This is a genomic window from Umezawaea sp., assembly GCF_036375055.1.
Taxonomy (GTDB): Bacteria; Actinomycetota; Actinomycetes; order Mycobacteriales; family Pseudonocardiaceae; genus Umezawaea.
This window is the reverse complement of the sequence record NZ_DASUSQ010000062.1, coordinates 62,000-81,367: the sequence shown is the minus strand read 5'-3', so window position 1 is coordinate 81,367 and position 19,368 is coordinate 62,000. Positions and strand designations below refer to the sequence as shown.

Genomic DNA, 19,368 nt, shown 5'->3' with positions numbered 1-19,368 from the left:
AGGAGGCACGCAGTGCACGTGGTGATCATGGGTTGCGGCCGGGTGGGGACATCCCTGGCCAAGGCCCTGGAGCGACTTGACCACCAGGTCGCGGTCATCGACAAGAACGCCCAGTCGTTCCGGCGGCTGGGGGCCGACTTCCACGGGCAGCAGGTCATCGGCAACGGCTTCGACCGGCAGGTGCTGATCGAGGCGGGCATCGAGCGCGCGGGTGCCTTCGCGGCCGTCTCCAGCGGCGACAACTCGAACATCATCTCGGCGCGGGTGGCGCGCGAGACCTTCGGGGTCCAGCACGTCGTCGCGCGCATCTACGACCACAAGCGCGCCGAGGTGTACGAGCGCCTCGGCATCCCGACCGTCGCGACCGTCCCGTGGAGCACCGACCGCTTCCTGCGGGTGCTCGTCCCGGAGGGCACCACGACGGCGTGGCGCGACCCGTCCGGCACCGTCGCCGTGCTGCCCATCGACGTCCACGAGGACTGGGTCGGCCACTCGGTCGCGGAGCTCCAGGAGGCGACCGGGAGCCGGGTCGCCTTCATCATGCGGTTCGGCACCGGTGTGCTGCCGGACTCGAAGTCGGTCGTCCAAGCGGACGATGTGATCTACGTCGCAGCCCTGTCCGGCACCGTCACCGACGTGACCGCCGCGGCCGTCCGCGCACCTGAGGAGAACTGATGCGGGTCGCAATCGCGGGAGCGGGAGCGGTGGGCCGCTCCATCGCGCAGGAACTGGTGTCCGACGGCCACCAGGTGATGCTGATCGAACGCGACTTCGCGCACTTCGAGCCGCACACCGTCGAGCAGGCCGAGTGGGTGCAGGCCGACGCGTGCGAGCTGTCGTCGCTGGAGGACGCGGGCATGCAGCTGTGCGACGTCGTCATCGCGGCCACCGGCGACGACAAGGTCAACCTCGTGGTGTCGCTGCTGGCCAAGACCGAGTTCGCGGTCAAGCGCGTCGTGGCGCGGGTCAACGACCCGGCCAACGAGTGGCTGTTCACCGAGTCGTGGGGGGTCGACGTCGCCGTCTCGACCCCGCGCATCCTGGCCGCGATGGTCGAGGAGGCGGTGACCGTGGGCGACGTGGTCCGGCTGCTGACCCTGCGCCAGGGCCAGGCGAACCTCGTGGAGATCACGCTGCCCCACGACACCCCGCTGGCCGGTGAGCCGGTCAGCGGCCTGACCCTGCCTCGGGACGCGGCGCTCGTGACGATCCTGCGCGGTGGGCGGGTCATCGTGCCGTCCGCGGAGGACACCCTCGAAGGCGGCGACGAGCTGCTGTTCGTGGCCACCGCCGCGGTCGAGACGGAGATCCGCTCCGCGCTGGGCTACTGACACGACTCCGCCCCGCCCGGACGCGACCGGGCGGGGCGGAGTGCGGTCCTGATCAGCTCTCGGTCGCCGGTTTGCCCGTGGCGTGCGGTTCGACCGGGTGGGCGTAGCGGGCCCGGAGTTCCTCCTCCGTTTCCCGCACCTGCGTCGCCTCGGCCTCCTCCAGCGCCTTGAGGCGCTTGTCGGAGCGGCGGACGGCCCAGACCGTCGCGGCCACCGCGATGGCCATGAGCGGGTAGCCCATGGCGAGGCGGGCGAAGGCGAGCCAGCCGACGGACGCGGTGTCGTAGAGCCACTGCTGGACGACGAAGCGCGAGCCGAAGACCAGCGCCCACACGAGGGTGGCGATGTCGTAGTCGCGGACCGACGCCCTGTCCCTGCGCCACGACGTGCCCCGGCCGTTGAGGAACGACCACGCCACGCCCGCGAGGGGCCAGCGGACCACGATCGACAGCACGAAGGCGCCCGCGTAGATGAGGCTCTGCCAGATGCCGAAGAGGAAGAAGCCCTTGGCGGAGCCGGTGCGGTAGGCGATGAACGCCGCGATGCCGACGCCGAAGAGGCCGGAGACCGCGGGCTGGACCGAGCCCTTGCGGACCACCAGCACGACGCCGATCAGCACCGCGGCCCCGAGGGCGCTCCAGATCGCGGGGTACAACCCCGCGAAGGTGTTGACCAGCACGAACACGACGACCGGGAGCGAGGAGTAGACGAGGCCGCTGACGCCGCCCATCTGCTCCAGCATGGTCGGCATCTTCTCCGGTTCGGCGGTGCCCTGCTTCTGCTCGTCCGTCACGTCCTGGCCGTTCGTCGGGGTCATGAAGCGTTCTGCAGCTCGTAGTACGGGTTGTAGAGCACCTTGCGCCCGTCGCGGACCGCGATGCGGCCGCGGGCCTTGATGGTGCGGCCCGGTTCGATGCCCGCGATGCGGCGGCGCCCCATCCAGACCAGGGTGACGCCCTCGGTGCCGTCGAAGAGCTCGGCCTCCAGCGTGGCGGCCGAGTCGCGCGGGCACATCTCCACGGTGCGGAGCCTGCCCATCACGGTCACCTCCTCGCCGGACTTGCAGTCGCACGCGCGCATGGCGCCGACCGCCTCGGCCTTGCGGGAGAGGTCGTCCGCGTCCAGTTCGGTCACGTCGCTGGTCAGGCGACGCATGAGACGGCGCCAATAGCCGTCCCCGGAAACACTCATCCCCGACTCCAGGTACATCGCAAGGGGCATCGTCGACGAAGCCCGTCCGAACCCCAGGGTAACCGGGCGCGGAGGTCGCGGGATCCGACTGGGGGAGGATCCTGGTCGTGATGCGCCCGATGGTCGATCTGGTCGGCCGAACCGCAGTGCTGCTCCCTGGGACGGCGTCGGACGAGGTGTTCGTCCGAACCGTCTTCGAAGAACCGTTGACGCAGTTGGGGCTGCGTTTGACCGCTCCGGCCTCGGCCTCGGTCGAGGAGCACCTGGCCGCGTTGGACGCCGCCTGGACCGGCACGCCCCTGGTCGTCGGCGGGGTCTCGCTGGGAGCCCACGTGGCGGCCGGGTGGGCGGTCCGGCACCCGGAGCGGTGCGCGGGTCTGCTGCTGGCGCTGCCCGCGTGGTCCGGACCCGCGGGAGAGGCGCCCGCCGCGCTGGCCGCACGGGCCAGCGCGGGCGTGGTGGAACGCGACGGCGTCGACTCCGCGCTGGTCGGGGTGGACGGGTGGCTCGGAGCGGAGCTGTCGCGGGCGTGGCGCGGGCACGGGCCCCGGCTGGCCGGGATCCTGCGGGCCGCGGCGGAGTCCGGAGCGCCCACGCCCGCGGAACTGGGCGGGGTGGCGGTGCCCGCGGGGGTGGCGGCGTGCACCGACGACCCGATTCACCCTCTTGAGGTCGCCCGTTCGTGGGCGAGTGCCCTGCCACGTGCGGTTCTGCGGACGACGACGCTCGGGGCGCTGGGAGCGGACCGCGCCTGCCTCGGCCGGGCGGCGGTGCTGGCGCTGCTGGCCGCGGCGACCGCGACCCGCGCGGGCTGACCGCCGGTCGTGACCGGTCGAGGTGCCCGACCGGTCGCGACCGGCGGTCCGATCAGCCCTCGGCCTGCGCGGCGATGTGCTTGGCGATGGCCTCGGGAAGCTCGATCGGCAGCGGCGTCCGCACCGGCATCGGCTGCGTGCCCCGCACCACGACCGTCCCGCGCAGCAGCTCGTAGAGCGCCTCCGCGATCACGGGGGCCTGCTCCTCCGGCCCGGCCGCGACGCCGCGCAGCAGCCACCGGGGCCCGTCGACGCCCACGAACCGGAGGTGGACACCGCTGTTGCGGGCGGTGATCTCCTCGCCCCACTGCCCGTTCTCCCGGTTGATCCGGGCGCCGTCCTCCTTGAGCTGGGCGATCAGCTCCGCGCCGACCTCCTTCCAGAGGCCGCCGCTGCGGGGCGCCGCGAAGGCGCTGACCGTGAGCTGCCCGGCGGGGGTGAGCAGGTGCACCGCGCGCACCGCGCCCGCGGGGTCCATCTCGACCTGGAGCTGCGCGCCGTCGGGCACCGGGAGCCTGATGGACCCCAGGTCCAGCCTGGTGATGTTGTCCCTGGGGGCTTCGGGCTCGTCGTAGGGACCGTCGTCGGCGACGTCGAACTCGTCGTCGAACTCCACGTCCTGCTGCGCGGTCTCCCGGTTCGTCGCGTGCCTGCCCCGCTTGCGGCGCCGTCCGAACATCTGAATTACCCCTCTGTCCGCTGCATGGCGTCGGCCTTCGCCGACACCGCGAGCACGCCGTGCCCGCCAGTAGAGCCGTACCCACCCGTGCCCCGGTCGGAGCCCGGCAGTTCGTCGACCTCTCGGAACACCGCGTGCTCGACCCGCTGCACCACGAGCTGCGCGATCCGGTCGCCCCGTCGGAGCCTGATCGGCTCGCGGAGGTCGTGGTTCACCAGGCACACCTTGATCTCGCCGCGGTAGCCCGCGTCGATGGTTCCGGGGGTGTTGACCACGCTGAGCCCCACCCTCGCCGCGAGACCGGACCGCGGGTGAACGAACCCCGCATACCCCTCGGGCAGTGCGACGGCGATGCCGGTGCCGACCACCGCGCGTTCCCCCGGCTCGATCACCACGTCCTGAGTGGTGACCAGGTCGGCGCCGGCGTCACCCGGACGGGCGTACGACGGCGGTGGGACTCCTGGATCGAGCCGGGACAGCAAGACCTCGACGCTGGGCACGGCGGGCGAGATTACCCTGAGGACGTGAGCGAGAGTGCTGTGACCGCCCCAAGTGCCTTCGAAGAGCGGCTCTACGTCCCGTGGTGGGGCTGGCTGCTGCCCCTGACCGCCGCGGTGCTGCTGGCCGCGGAGATCCACATGGGCTTCCCCGGCGTCCGTTCCTGGCTGCCCTACGTGATCATCGTCCCGCTGGCCCTGCTGATGATCGTTCGGCTCGGCTCGCTGAAGGTCGAGGTCAGCGGGGGTGAACTGCGGGTCGGTGACGCCCACGTGCCCCTGGAGCTGCTGGGGGAGGTGGAGGTGTTCACCGCCAAGACCAAGCGGAAGGCGATGGGCCCGAACCTGGACCCGGCGGCCTTCGTCGCGCACCGCGGCTGGGTCGGACCGATGGTGAAGGTGGCGCTGGAGGACCCGGAGGACCCGACGCCCTACTGGCTGTTCAGCGTCCGCCACGCCGACCGGCTCGCGGAACTGCTCAAGAAGTGAAACGCGACTGGGCGCCACCCCTTCGGGTGAGCGCCCAGTGTCGTTCTAGTGGTGCTGCCGTTCTGGTGCTGCTGGTGTGACGCGGGTCGGGCTCAGGCGCAGTCGCGGCAGATGTACTGCCCGTTGTGCTCCTCGGCCAGCCTGCTGCGGTGGTGCACCAGGAAGCACTTGGAACACGTGAACTCGTCGGCCTGCTTCGGGAGGACCTTGAAGGTGAGTTCCTCACCGGACAGGTCGGCACCGGGCAGTTCGAAGTTCTCGGCAGTCGCGTCCTCGTCGACATCGACTACGCCGGACTGCGTTTCGTTGCGCCGCGCCTTCAGCTCCTCGAGAGAGTCTTCAGCGAGCTCATCGGCCTCGCTGCGACGCGGCGCGTCGTAGTCGGTCGCCATCTTGTTTTCACCCCTGCGGTCTACGGAGACTGTGTTCGTGTCGCTGGTTAACGTCCCAGCGCCCCTTTTTGTGCCCCGTCGTCCAGTGACGGGGGTCTCGCCCCGGCCGTCGAGCGCCAACCCCCTGCTAGTCGACGCTTCTGGTGACTCAACGGTCCCGGAGCGCGCAGAGGGTAGCTCACCGATACCGGGGTTGTGCATCGGGTTCCCCCTAAATGAGCAGAAGGGTGACAGGACCCACGTAAGCTGGCCCGATAGGCTGTCCACGGGCTCAGGCCCATCCGCCGCGGCCGTCCGCGGCGCCCGAGCGGCGGTGAACCCTCCGCTACCGGGTGATTGCGGGCCGCTACAGCCGGTCGGGGACGCGGGATGGTCCTGGACCGCATAGGCTGGAATACGGCGAGCACATGGGCACAACGCCAGGGGAGGTCGGCGGACGTGGGACCCGCGAGCACTACGGGGAACAGCGGGTTGTCGCGGTACAGGCGACGACGACCGCTACCGGCGCTCATCCTCTTCGTGATCCTGGCCTTCGGGGCGGTGTTCGTCTGGGCGAAGGTCCTCAACACGGCGAACGACGTGGACCTGGCCATCCGCTGCAACACGCCGGGGAGCGCGCCGGTGCCGTCGTCGGCACCGCCGGTCGACCCCGCGGCGCCCGTCGTCGAGGCACCGAAGCTCGGCAGCGTCCTGGCGCACGACGCGCTGGACCGGACCGACCCGGTGCCCGCGGCCGAGGTCCAGTTCCGGGTGTTCAACGCGAGCACCCAGCGCAACCAGGCCAGGTTCGTGGCGACGACGCTGACGGAACTCGGCCTCAAGCAGGCCGCCGAACCCGACAACGACCCCGTCTACCCGGCGCAGGACATGACCTGCCGCGGGCAGATCCGGTTCGGTGCCCCTGGGGCGAGCGCGGCGCGCACGCTGAGCCTGATCGAGCCGTGCCTGGAACTGGTCAGGGACGAGCGGCAGGACGCGACCGTCGACATCGCCATCGGGAAGAAGTTCGACGAGGTCAAGCCGAACCACGACGCCCGGAAGGTGCTGGACCAGCTGGCCGACTGGGCCGCGCAGCAGCCCGAGCAGGCGGGCGGCCAGGCGGCGGAGGCGAGCGCGCCCACGGTGGTGTCGTCGAACCTGACGGCGGCACGGGACGTGCACTGCTGAGCAGGCCCCCCACGGGGAGCGGAACCGCAGGCCCCTGAGCCGCTCGCGACCAGGTCCGTGCGGCTGACGAGACGTGCGACCGCTGAGCAGTGCCGCTCCACGCAGAACCGCACGCCGATGAACCGCCCACAACCGCTCGCGACCCGGTCCGTGCGGCTGACGGAACGCGCACCGCTGAGCAGCACCCGCACCACGGCGAGCAGAACCGCACGCCGCAACCGCCCAGAGCCGGCTCGCGACCCGATCCGCACCGCTGACGGAACGCGCACCGCCGAGCGGCACCCGCGCCCACGGCGAGCAGAACCGCACTCCGGTGAACCGCACGGAACCGCTCGTGACCCGGTCCGCCGCGTCCGACGGCGCCGCGGACCGGGTCACGGGGGAGTCGCACCCCGAAGGTCACACCGACCCGAACCCGCACTCCACCAGAGCCGTCCGCAGGTCCTCCGCGATCCCCGGCGTGGCCACGAAGGTGGCGTCCTCCCCCAGCTCCGGGTCCTCGCCGGGCAGCCGCACCACCGCACCGGCCTCGGCGGCGATCAACGCCCCGGCGGCCCAGTCCCACCGGCCGAGCGCGTGCTCCGCGTACGCGTCCAGCCACCCGGCCGCCACGGCGCACAGGTCCAGCGACGCCGCTCCGGCCCGGCGGATGTCCCGCACCCTGGTCGACAGCGCCGCCCACGTGGTCGCCTGCCGCTGCCGCCGCTCCGCCCGGTACGCGAACCCGTACCCCACCAGCGAGAGGTCGAGGCGGTTCGCCCCCGAGACGCCGAGGCGCGTGCCGTCCAGGTAGGCCCCGTGACCGCGCGCCGCGGTCCAGACGCGGCCGCTGACCGGTTCCAGCACCACGCCCGCGACCGACACCCCGTCGAGCTGAGCGGCGATCGACACTGCGTAGTGCGGTAGGCCGTACAGGTAGTTCACGGTGCCGTCGATGGGGTCGACGACCCAGGTGAGGCCCTCGACGGCGGCGCTCCCGCCCTCCTCCTCGCCGATCACCGGCTCACCGGGGCGCAGGACCGCCAACCGATCGCGCACCAGCTGCTCAGAGGCCCGGTCCGCCTCCGTGACCACGTCGGTGGCGGTGCTCTTCGTGTCGACCTGGGCGGTGACGGCGGCCTGCCTGGTGCGCTGCACCAGGTCCGCGGCTTCGCGTGCGACGGTGACCGCGACGTCCACCAAGGGGCGAGGATCGAAACTCAACTGTTCCACCTACGTCACTCTCGCGGGACTATCTGGGGTGCTCAGGCTAATGTCTGCGGCCACGGTTACTGAATCGAGTAGGAAGGCCACCGGGGATGGGCATTACCCGCGGGTTCGGTGTGGACGTCGGCGGCTCCGGCATCAAGGGCGGCCTGGTCGACCTGGAAGCAGGAGCACTGGACGGGGAGCGGTTGAGGATCGCCACGCCCCAACCGTCGACGCCCGATGCGGTGGCGGACGTGGTGGCCGAGATCGTCGCGAAGTTCGAGTGGACCGGGCCGGTGGGCGTGACGCTCCCGTGCGTGGTCAAGCACGGCGTGGCCCTGACCGCCGCGAACGTGTCCAAGCACTGGGTGGACACCGACGCCCGCGCGCTGTTCGCGAAGCGGCTCGGCAGGTCGGTCGAGGACGTCGTGGTGCTGAACGACGCGGACGCGGCGGGCATGGCGGAGATGAAGTACGGCGCGGGCGTCGACCGCGACGGGCTGGTCGTGCTGCTGACGTTCGGCACGGGCATCGGCAGCGCGCTGTTCCTCGACGGGCGGCTCGTCCCCAACACCGAGTTCGGCCACCTGGAGGTGGACGGGCACGACGCCGAGTCGAAGGCGGCGGCGTCGGTGAAGGAGGACAAGGGGCTCTCCTGGGCGGAGTGGACGCCTCGCGTCTCGCGCTACATCACCGTGCTGGAGAACCTCATCTGGCCGGATCTGGTGATCGCGGGCGGCGGCGTCAGCAAGAAGGCCGACAAGTGGTTGCCGCTCCTGGAGGTGCGCACCGAAGTCGTCGCCGCGGCGTTGAAGAACGACGCGGGCATCGTGGGCGCCGCGGCTGCCGCCGCGCAGGGCATCAGGCACTGATCCGGAAAATCCCCCACGCAGTCTAGCTGCGGGAACACCTGTTCACACCCCGTGAAAGCGAGCGGGGCGCAACAGCACGCGATTCTCGTCGTTACAATGGAACGGTGCCCCGCCGGATGGCTTCGGCGGGCTCTCCCCCGAACTCTGGCGTCCGAGGTTTCGCGCCCTTCGGATCGCCGTGATCGACAGTCGCGAAAGGGCGTACGTGGCAGCCGCAGAAACCGCAACCCGACGCTCGAGCACCACGAGCGCCGCGAAGACGACCTCGGCCGCAGCCGGCGAGTCTGAGGAGACCCCCAAGGCCGCCTCGGCCCGCAAGGCTCCGGCTCGCAAGCCCGCCGCGGCGAAGACTGCGGCGGCAGGCAAGACGGCGGCCAAGGCGCCCCGCAAGACCGCAGCCAAGGCTGGTCCCGCCAAGACCAAGAAGGACGGCGACGAGCCTGACGACCTCGAAGCCGCTCCCGGTGACGAGGACCTCGGTGAGGACGTGGTCATCGTGGACGAGCCCGTCGTCGACGAACCCGAAGAGGCAGAGGACGAGAAGAAGCCCGGCGAAGGCGACTTCGTCTGGGACGAGGAGGAGTCGGAGGCCCTGCGGCAGGCCCGCAAGGACGCCGAGCTCACCGCCTCGGCCGACTCCGTCCGCGCCTACCTGAAGCAGATCGGCAAGGTCGCGCTCCTCAACGCCGAGGAGGAGGTCGAACTCGCCAAGCGGATCGAGGCAGGCCTCTACGCGGCGGAGCGGGTGCGCCGGGCCGAGGACGAGAACGAGAAGCTCACCCCCCAGATGCGCCGCGACCTGCGGTGGATCGTCCGGGACGGCGAGCGCGCCAAGAACCACCTGCTGGAGGCCAACCTCCGCCTCGTGGTCTCGCTGGCCAAGCGCTACACCGGTCGCGGCATGGCGTTCCTGGACCTGATCCAGGAGGGCAACCTCGGTCTGATCCGCGCGGTCGAGAAGTTCGACTACACCAAGGGCTACAAGTTCTCGACCTACGCGACGTGGTGGATCCGCCAGGCCATCACCCGCGCCATGGCCGACCAGGCCCGCACCATCCGCATCCCGGTGCACATGGTGGAGGTCATCAACAAGCTCGGCCGCATACAGCGTGAACTCCTCCAGGACCTGGGCCGCGAGCCCACGCCCGAGGAGCTCGCCAAGGAAATGGACATCACCCCCGAGAAGGTGCTGGAGATCCAGCAGTACGCCCGGGAGCCCATTTCGCTGGACCAGACGATCGGCGACGAGGGCGACAGCCAGCTCGGCGACTTCATCGAGGACTCCGAGGCCGTCGTGGCCGTGGACGCGGTGTCGTTCACGCTGCTCCAGGACCAGCTCCAGTCGGTCCTGGCCACGCTGTCCGAGCGCGAGGCGGGCGTCGTCCGGCTGCGCTTCGGCCTCACCGACGGCCAGCCGCGGACGTTGGACGAGATCGGCCAGGTCTACGGGGTGACCCGTGAGCGGATCCGGCAGATCGAGTCGAAGACGATGTCCAAGCTGCGCCACCCGTCGCGCTCGCAGGTCCTGCGCGACTACCTGGACTAGGAACGTTCCCGGCGAAGGCCCCGCACCTCGGTGCGGGGCCTTCGCCGTGCTCCGCTCCTCCGAGGTGCCGCACGACCGGAGGTCTCGCGGAGCACCGCTCGGGTCGCGCTCGAACCCCGCGGGAGGAGAACCGGGCATTTCGGGCGCACGATCCGCTGGAACAGGCCCCGCGACGCGGTCACCGAGGTCACGGGCGGGTCTCCCAACGCCGGGTGAACGGCGGGATCCACGTCCGAATGGTGGAACGAACGGCCGTGTTCGCTGTGAGCTGACCAAAGTGTTATGGATCACACCAACGGCCGCAGGGGTCCCACCAGTTGGAGCAATCGAGGCCCGTCAGCGGCCATAACACCTGGTCTGAAACCGTTGCCACGACTGCGGAAAGTGATGTTGAACCCCGTATTTCGGCGTTCGGGCCGATTCCACGCACCGACGGGTGGGTAAATCGCGAGTGACGCGCGTCGCCACGTTGACGGGAACACTGACTTCCGCCCGAACGTCTGAGAGAGTGGAGCCAGCGAGCACCGCGCACCAGCCAGATGCGTAGTGGTCGCAGCTTGGTAAGAGGGCACCGAAATCCTCGGTGCCGGGACGGAGGGAGACTCTCATGACTACGCCCACGCTCACCCGCCCCGAGTTGACCGCTGCCGACCGCTGCGACCGCTGCGGGGCTGCTGCCCAGGTTCGCGCCGTGCTCCCCTCCGGGGGCGAACTGCTGTTCTGCGGGCACCACGCCCGTGAGCACAGCACGAAGCTGCGCGAGCTCGCTGCTGAACTGCAGCAGGGCTGACAATCGGGGCCGTGCGGCCCTCAAGCACCCTTGCCGTTCCGGGGCGGGGATCCGAGAGGATCCCCGCCCCCCTCGCGTTCCAGGGGGCTTTCGCGGGCCTGAGGAGGCCCCAGCCCTCCGCTACACCGTGCCGAGCACGGGTTCGAAGGCCGCTTCGGCCGCGCCCACCAGCTTGGCGTCACGGCCCAGCGGCGAGCTGAGGATGCGCGTGCCGCCGACGGCCCTGCTGACCAGGCTGCGGCGCTGCACGACGGCCCTGACCTCCGTGACGACGGGTTCCGGCAGCGCCGTGAACAGGTCGCCCAGCACCACCAGTTCGGGCCCCATCATGTTCACCACGGTGACCAGGCCGACGGCCAGCCACTCGGTGAACTCCCCCAGCCGGTGCATGACGTTGTCGGGGTCGGTGGCCAGCGAGCGCAGCTCGGCCACGACGGCGCCGCGGGAGGCGTTGACCGGGAGCGCGAGCGCGCGGCAGAGGGCGGCCTCGCCGACCTCGGTCTCCCAGCAGCCCTCGCAGCCGCAGTAGCACGGCAGACCGCCGGGCCGGACGACCATGTGCCCCAGTTCGCCCACGTAGCCGCCGGTGCCGCGCAGCGGGGACCCGTTGGAGATCACGCCGCCGCCGACGCCGACGTCGGCGGAGATGTAGACCATGTCCGACGCGCCGCGGGCGGCGCCGCGGACGTGCTCGGCCAGCGCCCCCAGCTCGGCGTCGTTGCCGACCTGCACCGGGAGCCCCATCACGGCGCTGAGGCGTTCGCCCAGCGCGACGTTCGTCCAGTGCAGGTTCGGCGCCTCGTGCACCCAGCCGTCGGAGCGGCGGACCACCCCCGAGACCGAGACGCCGACCGCGACGGGCCGGAGGTCCAGCTCGTCGCTGAGCAGCTTCGCCGACTCGACGATGTGGGTGATGACCTCGCGGGGGTCGCGGGTGCGGGTGTGCAGGTTCCAGCTGTCCCTGCCGATGATCTCCCCGCCCAGGCCCACCATCGCCATGGCCACCTGCTCGACGCGGATGTCGATGGCCAGGACGACGGCGGCGTGGGGTTGGGGGAGGACCAGCAGCGAGGGCCTACCGGCTCCGCTGCGTTGCGCGGGAACCCGTTCGGCGACCACACCGGTTTCGGCGAGACCGTCCACCAGGGCCTTGATCGTGCTGCGGTTGAGCCCGAGCTCAGCCGCCAGCGACGCCCTGGTGGACGGACCGTCGACGTGCAACCGGCGCAGGAGCGCCGTGCGGTTGTGCCTGCGGACCTCGTCGGGCCGGGCTCCCGCGGTCGGTGACGTCACCGCTGCTACGAAGCGGCCGAACGACGACGCGACAGCGCATCCACGCTGGCGGCCAGCAGCAGCACGAGGCCGGTCACGATGGAGACCACCGCGGCCTCCTGCTTGAGCAGACCAAGGCCGTTCTCGATGATCGCGATGACCGCGCCACCGATGACCGCGTCGCGCAGCCTGCCCTTGCCGCCGAACAGCGAGGTGCCACCGATGACCGCGGCGCCGACCGCGAACAGCAGCGTGTTGCCCGCACCGGAGCTGGGAGCCACGGAGCCGACCTTCGAGGAGTACACGATGGCGCCGAGGGCGGCGACCGACGAGCAGATCACGAAGACGCTCATGCGGATCTTCGGCACGTTGATGCCCGCGCGGCGGGCCGCCTCGGCGTTGCCGCCGACCGCGTAGATGTGCCTGCCGTAGCTGGTGCGGTCGAGCACGAACGTGCCGATGGTGAGCAGCACCAGGACGATCGGCACCACGTACGGCACACCCGAGATGACGACGGTCGGGTTGACCGCGCGGTTCTGGGTGAGCAGCAGCGTGGCCGCCGCGCTCAGCACGAGCACGAAGCCGACCTTGACGAAGACCAGTGCCGTCGGCTGGGCGACGAGGCCCCTGCGCAGCCGGGAGAAGTGCCGGTTGAGCACGACGGCCGCGTAGCCGCCCGCGGCCAGCAGGAACAGCACCCAGCTGGAGGCGGTGCTCAGGTTGCCGTTGGCGACGTTGAACAGCACCTGGTCGTTGCGGATGGGCAGCGTGCCGCCCTGGCCGATGTACTTCAGCACCACGCCGCCCCACGCCAGGAACAGCGCGAGGGTCACGACGAACGACGGGATGCCGACCTTCGCGACGAGGTAGCCGGTCAGGCTGCCGATCGAGGTGCCGATGCACAGCGCGAGCAGCATTTCGATCCACGCGTTCGGCGGCACGCCGAGCAGCAGGATCGCGAGGCCGACGAGCGGGAGCACGACGCCGGGCCAGATGCGCAGCAGCAGGGACAGCACCGCCGCGACCACCATGAACGCGCAGGTGATGTAGAAGACGCCGTCGCCGAAGGCGGACATCATGTTGCCGTTGCGCACCAGGTGCAGCGCCATCACGGAGGCGGCCACACCGGACGCGGTGCCCGCGGACAGGTCGATCTCGCCCAGCAGCAGCACGAAGACGAGACCCATCGCGATGATCACGATGCCCGCGCCCTGCGCCAGCAGGTTCGAGATGTTGCCCAGTGTCAGGAAGGTGTCCGACCGGGCGCTGAAGAAGATCACCAGCACGAGCAGGCCGAGCAGCGCGGGCAGCGACCCGAAGTCGCCGCCGCGGACCTTGGCCCAGTACTCCTTCAGCGCCTCGCCGGCCGACTTGGACGTCGTGTCGATGCCGAAGTCGGAAATGGCTCCGGTTTCGGGAGCCTTCTCACCGGTAGGTGTGTCAGTCATGCTCAGGTCCTCAGGCATCAGATGGTCGCGGTTTCCGGGCGGGCGATGCCCAGGTCGCCGGAGCGACCAGCGGTGATCAGCTCGACCACCTGTCCGTGGGTGACGTCCTTGGTCGGCAGCTGAGCCGCCATGCGCCCCAGGTACAGGCAGGCGATGCGGTCGGACACCTCGAAGACGTCGTTCATGTTGTGGCTGATCAGCACCACACCGAGGCCCTGCTCGGCGAGCCTGCGGACCAGGTCGAGCACCTGGCGGGTCTGCGCCACGCCGAGTGCCGCTGTCGGCTCGTCGAGGAGCACGACCTTGCTGTCCCAGAGCACGGACTTGGCGATCGCCACGGTCTGCCTCTGGCCGCCGGAGAGCGACGCGACGGACGTGCGGACGGACTTCACGGTGCGCACGGACAGCGAGGCGAGCGTCTTGCGCGCCGCCTGCTCCATGTCGGCCTCGTCCAGCAGCCCGTACTTGCCGCGTTCCCGGCCCAGGAACATGTTCTGGACGATGTCCAGGTTCTCGCACAGCGCGAGGTCCTGGTAGACGACCTCGATGCCGTACCCGGCCGCTTCGCGCGGGCTGTGGATGGAGACCGGCTGACCTTCGAACAGCACCTCGCCCGAGTCGATCGGGTGGATGCCGGCGATGGACTTCACCATGGTCGACTTGCCTGCGCCGTTGTCACCCACGAGCGCGGTGACCTCTCCGGCCCGCACGGTGAAGTCGATGTCGTGCAGCACGTGCACGGGTCCGAAGCTCTTGTTGATGCCGCGCAGCTCGAGAATCGGCTCGCTCACGGCTGTCCTCCAAAACATGGGTCTTGCGGCGGAAACCGCGGTGGGCACCAGTCGGGGGCTGGTGCCCACCGCGGCGGTTGCGGTGGAGCGACTGACTACTTGATGCCCAGCTCGGTGCAGACCGCGGCCAGGTCGGCGACGCAGATCTCGGAGGCCTTGACGGCGCCCGCGTCGACGACGGTCTTGACCTTGTCCTTGGTGATGAGCTGCGCGTCGAGCAGGACCGACTTGACGTCGCGGTTGCCCGTGGTGTCCTTGGTGACGCCGGTGGCGATCTTGTCGGCGCCCGCGGTGTCACCCTTGGCGAGCAGACCGGCCAGCTTGGCGGTCGCCTCGGCCTCGGCCTTGATCGGCTTGAAGACGGTCATGTACTGGTCGCCGCGGAGCACGGCCTGGAGGCCGTCCGGGGTGGCGTCCTGGCCGGTGACCGGCACCTTGCCGTTGAGGTTGAACTTCTTCAGCACGGTGATGACCGCGCCGGCGAGACCGTCGTTGGCGGCGACGACGCCGTCCACCTTCTGGCCGTTGCCGGTCAGGATCTGCTCGAAGACCGTGGCGCCGATCTGGTTGTCCCACTTCTCGATCGGCTGGGACTGGACCAGCTTCAGGTCACCGGAGGTGTAGAGCGGCTTGAGGATCTTCTCCTGGCCCTCGGTGAACAGCGTGGCGTTGTTGTCGGTCGGGGCGCCCTCGATCTGGATGACCTCGGCGCCCTTCTTGTCCTTCAGCGCCGTGGCGAGGCCCTGGCCCTGGAGTTCGCCGACCTTCACGTTGTCGAAGGAGACGTAGTACTTCGACGAGCCGCCGAGGTTGAGGCGGTCGTAGTCGATGACCGGGATGCCCTGGGCGTCCGCCTTGGCGGCCACCGCGGCACCCACGGAGGAGTCGGGGGACGCGATGATCAGGACCTTGACGCCCGAGTTGATCATGCCGTCGGCGAGGGTGGTGAACTTCTGGTTGTCACCCTGCGCGTTCTGGATGTCCGCGTCCAGGCCTTCGGCCTTGAGCGCGGCGGTGAGGAGGGGCTTGTCGAAGCCCTCCCAGCGAGCGGAGGAGGCGGTCTCCGGGAGGATCACACCGACCTTCGTGCCGCCTGCCGCGCTACCGGTGTCGCTGGTTCCGGTGGAGCTGCCGCCACCGGACGAACTGTTGGCACCGCACGCCGTCATGGCCACGGCAAGGCCGGTGCCTACGGCGATGAGGGCGAGGCTCTTGCTGCGCATCCGCCATCCCTTTCACTGCTCTGCCCGAGGGCCGGACAGAAAATGTTGTGGCGCACAACGTATGCCCTGGGACCGGGTGACCGGAAGCACACTGCATCGATAAAGAAGGCACGATGCTGCAACGGAGAGGTAACCGTGGCGACATCTGACTACTCCAAATGCATATGGAAATCACGCACAGTCACATTAACCGGTTGCGCAGTGTGTCCGCCGTCTCATTTGATGCGAGCGGATGATGAACCGGATTCACGTCCGCGGCCGGTCCCCAACGCCGGGGAACCGGACCGCGAACGACCGGTGAACGGGTCCGGGACTACCAGGACCGCAGGGTGGCGATGCGCTCTTCGAGCTGCTCGATCGTCGCCATGGCGGTGGGCGGCCCACCGCAGTGCTCGCGCAGGGCGTTGTGGATCTTGCCGTGCGGCTTCTTGGTGCGGTGGTGGTGCATCGCGACGAGCGTGTTCAGCTCCTTGCGCAGCGCGGCCAGCTGCTCCTGCACGCCCTGGGGACGCGCGGCGCGCGGCGGGGGCGGCGGTTCGGCGGCCTTGCGCTTGGCGACCTCGACCAGCTGGTGCTCCTGGCGCTGCCGCAGCAGCGCGCGCACCTGGTCGGGTTCGAGCAGACCGGGGAGGCCCAGGTACTCCTGCTCGTCGTCGCTGCCCGCGAACGCGGCCGTGCCGAACGAGGACCCGTCGTAGATGACCTGGTCCAGCTCGGCCGAGGCGCCCAGCGAGGTGAACGCCTTCTCCTCCTCGCCCTCCTCGTCCTTGGTGCGGTTCGCGTCGGCGAGGAGTTCGTCGTCCCAGCCGTCCTTCTCGCGGTGCGGCTTGCCGAGGACGTGGTCGCGCTGCTGCTCCAGCTCGCTGGCCAGCCCCAGCAGCACCGGGACGCTGGGCAGGAACACGCTGGCCGTCTCGCCCTTCGCGCGCCTGCGCACGAACCGGCCGATGGCCTGGGCGAAGAACAGCGGGGTGGACGAGCTGGTCGCGTAGACGCCGACGGCGAGGCGCGGCACGTCGACGCCCTCGGACACCATGCGGACCGCGATCAGCCAGCGCTCGGTCGTCCGCGAGAACTCGGCGATGCGGCCGGAGGCCTTCGGGTCGTCCGAGAGCACGACGGTCGCGGTGTGGCCGGTGACCCGGTGCAGCACCTCGGCGTACGCCTTCGCCGTCGTCTGGTCCGTCGCGATGATCATCGCGCCCGCGTCGGGCATCCCGCCGTTGCGCAGCTGGGTCAGGCGCATGTCGGCGGAGGTGATCACCGACTTGATCCAGTCGCCGCTCGGGTCCAGCGCCGTGCGCCACGCCCGCGCGGTCTGCTCGGTGGTCAGCGGCTCGCCGAGCCGGGCGGTGAACTCCTCGCCCGCGCTGGTGCGCCAGCTCGCCTCGCCGGAGTACGCCAGGAAGATCACCGGCCGGACCACGCCGTCGCGCAGCGCGTCGGCGTAGCCGTAGGAGTGGTCGGGCTGGCTGCGCATCAGGCCGTCGCCGCCCGGCGCGTAGGAGATGAACGGGATCGGCGAGTCGTCGCTGCGGAAGGGCGTCCCGGTCAGCGACAGCCGCCGCACGGCGGGCGTGAACGCCTCGCGGATCGCGTCGCCCCAGGACTTCGCGTCGCCGCCGTGGTGGACCTCGTCCAGCATGACCAGGGTCTTGCGGTTCTCGGTGCGCACCCGGTGCAGCGTGGGGTGGGCCGCGACCTGCGCGTACGTCACCGCGACACCGTGGTAGTCGCGGGAGGTGACCGCGTTGGTGTTGCGGAAGTTCGAGTCGATCGCGATGCCCACCGCGGCCGCCGCCTGCGCCCACTGGTGCTTGAGGTGCTCGGTCGGCGCGACGATGGTGATCGACTCGACGGTCCGGTCGGCCAGCAGTTCGGCCGCGACCCGCAGGCCGAACGTGGTCTTGCCCGCGCCGGGCGTCGCCACGGCGAGGAAGTCCTTCGGCTTCGCCGACAGGTACTTCGTCAGCGCCCGGCGCTGCCAGGCCCGCAGCGGACGCTGGGCAGCCGGGGACTCGACGACCTGCGTGTCGGGCTGTGCCACGAACTCATCGCTCCTTCAGCGCAGGTCAAAGGTGTGCTGTGACAGTCGAATGCCCTCAGGCCGGTGTGGTCCCGCGACGTCGCCGGGAGCCCGGTGAGGGCAGCGTTCAGCCTACCCGTTCGTGGCGGGTCCACCCGACACCGCCGCCTCGTTCGGTCCGCCAGTGCCGCGGAACCGCGCGTCATGCACCATGCTTGACCTTGCGATGGGTTTGCCGACGGACGACAACAGGCACGTTTCGCCCACCACGGCGCGGGAGCCGCTGCGCCGTGGCCCTGGGCGCCTGTTGGCGCGCACGCTCCAGAAGGCGTGGCAGGGGAACCTGTTCTCCGAGGCCGCCGAGGCCGCCTTCTGGCAGACCCTCTCGTTCCCCCCGCTGCTGCTCGGCCTGCTCGGCAGCATGGGCTACCTCGGCGACTGGCTCGGCCCCGAGGTCGTGAGCCAGGTCAAGGAGAAGATCATCGGCTTCTGCCGGACGATCTTCAGCGGCGACGTGGTGTCGGGGGTGATCGAACCGACGGTCGACCAGATCCTCACCACGGGCAAGGGCGAGATCGTCTCGATCGGCTTCGTGATCTCGCTGTGGGCGGGGTCGTCGGCGATGTCGTCGTTCGTGGACGCGATCACCGTGGCGCACGACCAGTACGGCGTGCGCAACGAGGTGTGGCAGCGGATCTTCGCCCTGCTGCTGTACATGGCGAGCCTGGTGCTGCTGATCGTCGGGCTGCCGGTGCTGGCGCTGGGCCCCGACCTGCTGACGGAGTTCCTGCCGACCAGCTGGCAGAACACGGTGTCGTACTGGATCGGCGTCTTCTACTACCCCGGCCTGGCCGTGCTGCTGATCCTCGCGCTGGCCACCCTGTACAAGCTGTCGCTGCCGAGGAAGCTGCCCTGGCACCGGCTGGTGCCGGGCGCCGTGCTGGCGATGGCCGTGTTCCTGGCCTCCAGCATCGGCCTGCGCCTGTACATCCAGTGGATCACCACCACGGGGTACACCTACGGCGCGCTGGCCACGCCCATCGCGTTCCTGCTGTTCGCGTACTTCATCGGGCTGGCCATCACCATCGGCGCGTACTTCAACAGCGCGATCCAGGACATGTGGCCCGCCAGGATGACGCGGCGGCAGCGGCGCCGGTGGCGGCGGCTGGAGATGGAGCGCACGGCGGAGCGGATCAGGGCGGACGAGAACCACGAGGCCGCGGCGCCCGAGCAGCCGACCGCTCCGCTGCGGCCCTCCGCCGCGGAACCGGGGACGGCCCCCTCGCCCGCGGACACCTCCCCCACGACCCGGCTGCCCGTGCCGCCGGGGCCGAAGCGGGACTGAGCGCTCAGGCGAACAGCTCCCCGACGTCCTCGGCGGCGGGGTTCCCGGCGAGGGCGTCTCCCCCGCCCACGAGCCCGCCTTGACGCGCCACGACCTTCTCCTCGGCGACGAGCCGGTGGACCATCACGGCGCGGGTCCGGCCGGTGCGGTGGCGGGGTCCACCGCCCGCGCCTCCACGGGTCGAGCGGGGAGCAGTGGTCCGCCTCGGTCAGGCTCAGCCGGAGGACCGCGCCGCCCGCGCGGGCCGCTCCCCGTGCGTCAGCGGCGGGTCCGACCACGTGTTCCAGGGACACCGGGGCAACGGCG

General features: G+C 70.5%; 20 protein-coding genes. 9 read left to right on the top strand and 11 right to left on the bottom strand.

What is annotated here, in order from left to right:
• Positions 1-12: 12 nt before the first annotated feature.
• The gene (locus tag VFZ92_RS17275) at positions 13-675 is read left to right on the top strand and encodes a TrkA family potassium uptake protein (protein WP_330876962.1); all 663 of its coding nucleotides are present in this window, start codon (positions 13-15) and stop codon (positions 673-675) included.
• Positions 675-1,331 (top strand): potassium channel family protein, encoded by a 657-nt coding sequence (locus VFZ92_RS17270; RefSeq protein ID WP_259622144.1) that lies wholly within the window; start codon positions 675-677, stop codon positions 1,329-1,331. Before VFZ92_RS17275 ends, VFZ92_RS17270 begins: the two co-directional genes overlap by 1 nt.
• A gap of 52 nt (positions 1,332-1,383) precedes the next feature.
• Here VFZ92_RS17270 and VFZ92_RS17265 read toward each other — a convergent pair whose 3' ends face one another.
• Together VFZ92_RS17265 and VFZ92_RS17260 are read right to left on the bottom strand one after the other, a co-directional pair.
• Positions 1,384-2,148, bottom strand: coding sequence for a DUF3159 domain-containing protein (locus VFZ92_RS17265; RefSeq protein ID WP_330876961.1), 765 nt, complete (start codon positions 2,146-2,148; stop codon positions 1,384-1,386).
• On the bottom strand, positions 2,145-2,522 hold the full coding sequence (locus VFZ92_RS17260; protein WP_330876960.1) for an OB-fold nucleic acid binding domain-containing protein: 378 nt from the start codon (positions 2,520-2,522) through the stop codon (positions 2,145-2,147). Before VFZ92_RS17260 ends, VFZ92_RS17265 begins: the two co-directional genes overlap by 4 nt.
• A 110-nt stretch (positions 2,523-2,632) precedes the next feature.
• Here VFZ92_RS17260 and VFZ92_RS17255 point away from each other — a divergent pair, with 110 nt between their 5' ends.
• Positions 2,633-3,337 (top strand): alpha/beta fold hydrolase, encoded by a 705-nt coding sequence (locus VFZ92_RS17255; protein WP_414719917.1) that lies wholly within the window; start codon positions 2,633-2,635, stop codon positions 3,335-3,337.
• A 52-nt stretch (positions 3,338-3,389) separates the two neighbouring features.
• Here the strand turns inward: VFZ92_RS17255 and VFZ92_RS17250 are convergent, their stop codons facing one another.
• The gene (locus VFZ92_RS17250) at positions 3,390-4,016 is read right to left on the bottom strand and encodes a DUF3710 domain-containing protein (RefSeq protein WP_330876959.1); all 627 of its coding nucleotides are present in this window, start codon (positions 4,014-4,016) and stop codon (positions 3,390-3,392) included.
• Positions 4,017-4,021: 5 nt separating this feature from the next.
• Positions 4,022-4,516, bottom strand: a complete 495-nt coding sequence (dut, locus tag VFZ92_RS17245; RefSeq protein WP_330876958.1) for a dUTP diphosphatase — start codon at positions 4,514-4,516, stop codon at positions 4,022-4,024.
• Positions 4,517-4,540: 24 nt separating this feature from the next.
• On the opposite strand from dut, the gene VFZ92_RS17240 reads away from it, so the two are divergent.
• Positions 4,541-5,002: a DUF3093 domain-containing protein gene (locus tag VFZ92_RS17240; RefSeq protein ID WP_330876957.1), complete on the top strand. Its 462-nt coding sequence runs from the start codon at positions 4,541-4,543 to the stop codon at positions 5,000-5,002.
• A gap of 92 nt (positions 5,003-5,094) precedes the next feature.
• Here the strand turns inward: VFZ92_RS17240 and VFZ92_RS17235 are convergent, their stop codons facing one another.
• Positions 5,095-5,394, bottom strand: a complete 300-nt coding sequence (locus VFZ92_RS17235; protein WP_106196725.1) for a DUF4193 domain-containing protein — start codon at positions 5,392-5,394, stop codon at positions 5,095-5,097.
• Between the two features lie 369 nt (positions 5,395-5,763).
• Here VFZ92_RS17235 and cei point away from each other — a divergent pair, with 369 nt between their 5' ends.
• Positions 5,764-6,561, top strand: coding sequence for an envelope integrity protein Cei (cei, locus tag VFZ92_RS17230; protein WP_330876956.1), 798 nt, complete (start codon positions 5,764-5,766; stop codon positions 6,559-6,561).
• A gap of 399 nt (positions 6,562-6,960) precedes the next feature.
• Here cei and VFZ92_RS17225 read toward each other — a convergent pair whose 3' ends face one another.
• Positions 6,961-7,764, bottom strand: coding sequence for an inositol monophosphatase family protein (locus VFZ92_RS17225; protein ID WP_330876955.1), 804 nt, complete (start codon positions 7,762-7,764; stop codon positions 6,961-6,963).
• 95 nt (positions 7,765-7,859) lie between these two features.
• On the opposite strand from VFZ92_RS17225, the gene ppgK reads away from it, so the two are divergent.
• The 3 genes from ppgK (at position 7,860) to VFZ92_RS17210 (ending at position 10,957) form a co-directional block, all read left to right on the top strand.
• Positions 7,860-8,621, top strand: a complete 762-nt coding sequence (gene ppgK, locus VFZ92_RS17220) for a polyphosphate--glucose phosphotransferase (RefSeq protein WP_330876954.1) — start codon at positions 7,860-7,862, stop codon at positions 8,619-8,621.
• A gap of 205 nt (positions 8,622-8,826) precedes the next feature.
• Positions 8,827-10,167, top strand: coding sequence for an RNA polymerase sigma factor (locus VFZ92_RS17215; protein ID WP_372506585.1), 1,341 nt, complete (start codon positions 8,827-8,829; stop codon positions 10,165-10,167).
• A gap of 607 nt (positions 10,168-10,774) precedes the next feature.
• Positions 10,775-10,957, top strand: coding sequence for a DUF7455 domain-containing protein (locus tag VFZ92_RS17210; RefSeq protein WP_106196729.1), 183 nt, complete (start codon positions 10,775-10,777; stop codon positions 10,955-10,957).
• Between the two features lie 120 nt (positions 10,958-11,077).
• Here the strand turns inward: VFZ92_RS17210 and VFZ92_RS17205 are convergent, their stop codons facing one another.
• From VFZ92_RS17205 to VFZ92_RS17185, 5 genes are all read right to left on the bottom strand, one after another.
• Entirely contained in the window at positions 11,078-12,250 is a 1,173-nt protein-coding gene (locus VFZ92_RS17205; RefSeq protein WP_330876953.1) for an ROK family protein, read from the bottom strand.
• 5 nt (positions 12,251-12,255) lie between these two features.
• A complete protein-coding gene (locus VFZ92_RS17200) occupies positions 12,256-13,677 on the bottom strand; it encodes a sugar ABC transporter permease (protein WP_330876952.1) in 1,422 nt (473 codons plus the stop codon).
• Positions 13,678-13,694: 17 nt separating this feature from the next.
• Entirely contained in the window at positions 13,695-14,468 is a 774-nt protein-coding gene (locus VFZ92_RS17195; protein ID WP_330876951.1) for an ATP-binding cassette domain-containing protein, read from the bottom strand.
• A 95-nt stretch (positions 14,469-14,563) separates the two neighbouring features.
• Positions 14,564-15,691, bottom strand: a complete 1,128-nt coding sequence (locus VFZ92_RS17190) for a sugar ABC transporter substrate-binding protein (RefSeq protein ID WP_330876950.1) — start codon at positions 15,689-15,691, stop codon at positions 14,564-14,566.
• 313 nt (positions 15,692-16,004) lie between these two features.
• Entirely contained in the window at positions 16,005-17,738 is a 1,734-nt protein-coding gene (locus VFZ92_RS17185; RefSeq protein WP_330876949.1) for a DEAD/DEAH box helicase, read from the bottom strand.
• 205 nt (positions 17,739-17,943) lie between these two features.
• Between VFZ92_RS17185 and VFZ92_RS17180 the strand changes: the two genes are divergently transcribed.
• Entirely contained in the window at positions 17,944-19,062 is a 1,119-nt protein-coding gene (locus tag VFZ92_RS17180; protein ID WP_330876948.1) for a YihY/virulence factor BrkB family protein, read from the top strand.
• Positions 19,063-19,368: the final 306 nt, after the last annotated feature.

What these genes read in the sequence shown, in the direction of transcription:
- VFZ92_RS17270 (WP_259622144.1), top strand. Translation starts at nt 675, where the DNA reads ATGCGGGTCGCAATCGCGGGAGCGGGAGCGGTGGGCCGCTCCATCGCG.
- VFZ92_RS17265 (WP_330876961.1), bottom strand. Translation starts at nt 2,148, where the DNA reads ATGACCCCGACGAACGGCCAGGACGTGACGGACGAGCAGAAGCAGGGC.
- VFZ92_RS17260 (WP_330876960.1), bottom strand. Translation starts at nt 2,522, where the DNA reads ATGAGTGTTTCCGGGGACGGCTATTGGCGCCGTCTCATGCGTCGCCTG.
- VFZ92_RS17255 (WP_414719917.1), top strand. Translation starts at nt 2,633, where the DNA reads ATGCGCCCGATGGTCGATCTGGTCGGCCGAACCGCAGTGCTGCTCCCT.
- VFZ92_RS17250 (WP_330876959.1), bottom strand. Translation starts at nt 4,016, where the DNA reads ATGTTCGGACGGCGCCGCAAGCGGGGCAGGCACGCGACGAACCGGGAG.
- VFZ92_RS17235 (WP_106196725.1), bottom strand. Translation starts at nt 5,394, where the DNA reads ATGGCGACCGACTACGACGCGCCGCGTCGCAGCGAGGCCGATGAGCTC.
- cei (WP_330876956.1), top strand. Translation starts at nt 5,764, where the DNA reads ATGGTCCTGGACCGCATAGGCTGGAATACGGCGAGCACATGGGCACAA.
- ppgK (WP_330876954.1), top strand. Translation starts at nt 7,860, where the DNA reads ATGGGCATTACCCGCGGGTTCGGTGTGGACGTCGGCGGCTCCGGCATC.
- VFZ92_RS17210 (WP_106196729.1), top strand. Translation starts at nt 10,775, where the DNA reads ATGACTACGCCCACGCTCACCCGCCCCGAGTTGACCGCTGCCGACCGC.
- VFZ92_RS17200 (WP_330876952.1), bottom strand. Translation starts at nt 13,677, where the DNA reads ATGACTGACACACCTACCGGTGAGAAGGCTCCCGAAACCGGAGCCATT.
- VFZ92_RS17190 (WP_330876950.1), bottom strand. Translation starts at nt 15,691, where the DNA reads ATGCGCAGCAAGAGCCTCGCCCTCATCGCCGTAGGCACCGGCCTTGCC.
- VFZ92_RS17180 (WP_330876948.1), top strand. Translation starts at nt 17,944, where the DNA reads ATGGGTTTGCCGACGGACGACAACAGGCACGTTTCGCCCACCACGGCG.